Origin of the sequence: Amnibacterium sp. (genome assembly GCF_025463795.1) — a bacterium.
Classification (GTDB): Bacteria; Actinomycetota; Actinomycetes; order Actinomycetales; family Microbacteriaceae; genus Amnibacterium.
In genome coordinates this window covers 1-3867 of the sequence record NZ_JAODBE010000045.1, presented here as the reverse complement: position 1 = coordinate 3867, position 3867 = coordinate 1, and the positions used below count along the sequence as shown (strand labels likewise).

The 3867-nt window shown below is 72.8% G+C and carries 4 protein-coding genes and 1 pseudogene; 3 read left to right on the top strand and 2 right to left on the bottom strand.

Annotated elements, in window-relative coordinates; all coding sequences use genetic code 11:
* Positions 1–411: pseudogene (locus tag JWQ92_RS04120) on the top strand (5-methyltetrahydropteroyltriglutamate--homocysteine S-methyltransferase); the annotation flags it as partial.
* A 50-nt stretch (positions 412–461) separates the two neighbouring features.
* Entirely contained in the window at positions 462–905 is a 444-nt protein-coding gene (locus JWQ92_RS04115; protein ID WP_297343192.1) for a hypothetical protein, read from the top strand.
* Positions 906–942: 37 nt separating this feature from the next.
* Here JWQ92_RS04115 and JWQ92_RS04110 read toward each other — a convergent pair whose 3' ends face one another.
* Positions 943–1311 (bottom strand): hypothetical protein, encoded by a 369-nt coding sequence (locus tag JWQ92_RS04110; protein ID WP_297343191.1) that lies wholly within the window; start codon positions 1309–1311, stop codon positions 943–945.
* Positions 1312–1398: 87 nt separating this feature from the next.
* Here JWQ92_RS04110 and JWQ92_RS04105 point away from each other — a divergent pair, with 87 nt between their 5' ends.
* Entirely contained in the window at positions 1399–2205 is an 807-nt protein-coding gene (locus JWQ92_RS04105; protein ID WP_297343190.1) for a hypothetical protein, read from the top strand.
* A gap of 39 nt (positions 2206–2244) precedes the next feature.
* Here the strand turns inward: JWQ92_RS04105 and JWQ92_RS04100 are convergent, their stop codons facing one another.
* Positions 2245–3534 carry an HNH endonuclease signature motif containing protein gene (locus tag JWQ92_RS04100; RefSeq protein WP_297343189.1) on the bottom strand — a complete coding sequence of 430 codons (1290 nt, stop codon included), beginning with the start codon at positions 3532–3534 and terminating at the stop codon, positions 2245–2247.
* Positions 3535–3867: the final 333 nt, after the last annotated feature.

Here is a 3867-nt window from a genome sequence, read left to right as displayed (position 1 = left end):
ATCACGACCCACGTGTGCCGCGGCAACTTCCGCTCCACCTGGATCGCGTCCGGCGGCTACGAGCCGGTCGCCCGGCAGCTGCTCGAGGCCTGCGACTACGACGGCTACTTCCTCGAGTACGACACCGAGCGCGCCGGCGGCTTCGAGCCCCTCCGCTTCCTGCCCGAGGGCGACAAGCGGGTCGTGCTCGGCCTCGTCACCTCCAAGTCCGGCACCCTCGAGGACCCGGCGCAGATCGAGCAGCGGATCCGGGAAGCCACCGAGTTCGCGCCCCTGGAGCAGCTGGCCCTCAGCCCGCAGTGCGGCTTCGCCTCCACGGAGGAGGGCAACGTGCTCACGGAGGACCAGCAGTGGGCGAAGCTGCCCGAGATCGTCCAGATCGCCGAGACGACGTGGGGCTCGATCGGCTGACGGCCGACCCGCTGGGGCCGGTCCCTCGCCCGACCCCGTACCGTCGCAGCATGAGCACCCTCACGGAGGTCGGAGATCGTGCCGGCTGGCGCTGCTGGCTGTGCGACAAGCCGGTGGACCCGACGATGAGCGTCAACGATCCGCGCGGGCCCAGCATCGACGCCGTCACGAGCGCCAAGTCCAAGAAGGGCGCTCCTGCGCACGAGCGCCTCGCCCATCGCGCCTGCAACACCCGCAAGGGAGCGGTGAGGGCGGTCGTGCCCTGGCCCTCGGACATCTTCGTCATCGAGCCTGCCCCCATCGTGGAGACCGCGGAGCGCCTCTCCCGCAAGGGCGGGCGGGAGGTCGTGGCGCGCTGCCCCACCCGCGACGACGCCGAGCGCGCGGGCGCCTGGCTCGCCGATCGGCTGTCCCGACTCTCGCCCGAGCTCGCCGTCACCACGAAGGTCGAGCCCGGCGGCGGTCAGTTCCTCCTGGTGCTCACCACGCGCTGATCGAGCGGATGGAGCCCGCACCCGCCCCGCGTGGACCTCACCTCCGCTCCGCGCCGAGGTCGTAGGTCGATCCGTCGCGGCGGGTGACGCGCAGCGCGAGGATGCCGTGCGTGTTCAGCACCCGGCAGACGTCGTCGCGGTCGTCGTAGAAGACCTCGATGCCGAGCTCCCGGCATTTCGCGAGCTTCAGGAACGGCGACTCCCGCGGATCGCGGAACACGACCTCGTGCACCGTCCCGTGCGGGGTGATCGTCCGCACCTCCTGCTCGATCGTGCCGATCCGGCTCCGCCCGATCGCCGAGACGATGTGCACCTCGTCGCCGGCCCGTGCGTGCAGGTCGATCAGGTGTCCGATGCGGTCCGGGTAGTGGCTCAGCACCTGCCAGTAGTCGAACCCGACGATCATCCGGAGACGCTAGCCGTTCAGGGGCCGACGCCGGCAGACCCTGCGGAGTCGTCCACCGGCGGCCGGCAACGCGCAGAATGAGGAGTGATGTCGGAGCACGCGACGCGCGACGAGGTGTCGGTCGAGGAGCTCCGCCGTCGCCTCTACTCCCCCGGCGCGACGGGCGAGGACCACGCCCGATACCGAGCGGCGATCGAGGCCGCCCAGGCGGCGCGGATCGAGCCGCCTCCGGCCGATGAGCCGGTTCCGGAGACGCCTTCGGATGCCCCGTCGCCTCGCCTGTCGCGCCGACCTCGCGGGCTGATGGTGGCCGTCGGATCCGGCGCGGTCGTGATCGCGACCCTCGCGGTCCTCGCCCTGCACCCGCCGGCGCCGAGCCCTCCGACGCCGGCGGTCCAGGCGCCGGTCCGGGCCGAGACGCTCGACCCGGCCGACGCACCGCCGCCGCCGAGTCCGGTCGACATCGACGAGGGCACCCGGGCCGGGTTCCTGCGGAACCTCGAGGCCGGCCGCACGGCGGGCATCGGGCCCTACCTGGCAGCGCATCTCGCCGGCAGCCTCGGCACCGCCGTGCCGCGGGTGCTGGAGTGGCGCGGCCGGGGCCCCGAGACCCTGACCCTGGTTCGGCCGGCGGCAGCGCTCGCTCAGGGCCGTGCGACCGTGTTCCTCGTCACCGAGCTCGCCGGCTGGGCGGGCTGGACCGCCTACCGCGCGGGCACCGCCTACGAGGGCAGGGACTACCTCCAGACCGAGGCGGGCCGCGCCGGGAACCAGGAAGGCGGCGCCCTGACAGCGGGGAGCTTCGACTCCGCATCCGGCGATCGTCCGCTTCGCCTGGACGTCGACGTCCCTGCCGGCGTTCCCTGGGGGCTCGCCATCGCCTTCAGCGGCTGACGGCAGAGTCGCGGGGCCTCGCGCCAAACCCGAGCGCGCTCAGGCGGCGAGGGCGACCGCGGGCAGGGTGGTGCGACGTCGCCCGAACGGTGAGGTCCAGTGCATCACCCCGTCGTCCTCGAGGACCACGGACCACCCGCGTTCCTTCAACCGGTGATGCACCCGGCACAGGTGAGCGAGGTTGTCGGCGTTCGTCTCGCCGTTCCACGCCCACGGGATCGTGTGGTCGATGTCGCAGAGATTCGCGTTGCGGCTGCACCCGGGGAACCGGCACCGTTCGTCGCGCAGCTGGAGGAATCGTCTCAGCGGGGGCGGGACCTCGTAGTGCTCGCGTCCCACCTGCACCACGGTGTTCGTTCCGGGATCGACGAGGACCCGGTAGAGGCTCGGGGCCTGCGCGGTGAGGCGGCGGGCGGTCTCGGGATCGATCGGTCCGTAGCCCCGCAGGTGCCCCGGCTCGTCGCTTCGGTCCAGCAGGGTGAGCACCGGCACCGTCACGTGCACCTGGGGCACGATGTCGAGCGAGTTCCAGGTGCGACGGGAGCGGTCGAGCACCTCCCAGTCCGTGGCCTCGGGCAGCACGGCGAGCAGCAGGTCGATGGCGGCGTCGGCGCGGAGCTGCCCGATGCAGCGGGTCTCGCCCTCCTCGCCGTGCAGGGCGATCGCGGCCCTGGTGAGCCGGTCGTGGATCGCGACGGCCTCCGGCGCCGGGAGGTACAGGTGCAGCCAGGCCATCCCGTTCGCCCCGGGCTCGATCGTGACGTCGCGCTCGGCGCGCTCCGCCTCGTGCCGCTCGGTCATCTGCTCCGGATGCAGCCGGTCGATCAGCTGCCGGATCCGGTCCTTCGCCTGTCCGATCCCGGCTCCGGTGACGAGGCGGATCGCCTCCTGCTCGAACCGGTCCACGTCCTCCGGCTCGACCAGCTTCGCGCCTGCGGCGATCACCTCGACGTGGGACCAGGGCAGGGTGCCGTCGAGCAGCTGCTCCCGAGTGTCGGCCAGCCCCTGCTTCAGCGTGAGCGAGGCCGCGAGCATCCGCTCGGCGGCCGTCAGCGAGACGCCGCTGATCATGGCGACCTCGCGCAGGGCGGCCTCGTCGTCGGCGCTGTGCACCCGCCGCCGTGACCAGAGCGCGGCCAGCACATCGGCGCGGTGGAGGTCGAGTCGGGCCCGCGTGCGGTGCAGCGCCTCGACCGCGTCCAGCAGCTCGAAGTCGGTGGCGTCCCCGGGGATCCGCTGCGCAGGCGGCACGAGTTCGGGCAGCCACGGGGTGACGTCGCGCGGACGCGCCGGCCCGCTCTCGTGGGGTCCCTCAGCATCCGCGGCCATGACTTCATCGTACCACGAAATTAGAACACACGTTCGAAAAACCGGAGGCTGTGGAGAACCATCTCCCGGCCGTCAGGGACGGCGACCAGGTGAGCAAGGCTGCGCCCCACGACCCGGCGACGCGCTCCGGCAGCACGCCATGCCAGCACGCCCGTCCCGCGATCCGGCCACAGGCCCGGGCGCCTCAGCCCGGCGCGCGCCGCCCGGCGATCGTCGCGGCCGCGAGGTTGAGGACGAGGAAGCCGCACGTCGTCGCCAGCACCACGACCATGGGAGCGGTCCACGCGCCACTGAGCTGGTGCACGGCGCCCACGATCGGCGGCGCGAGCGCGG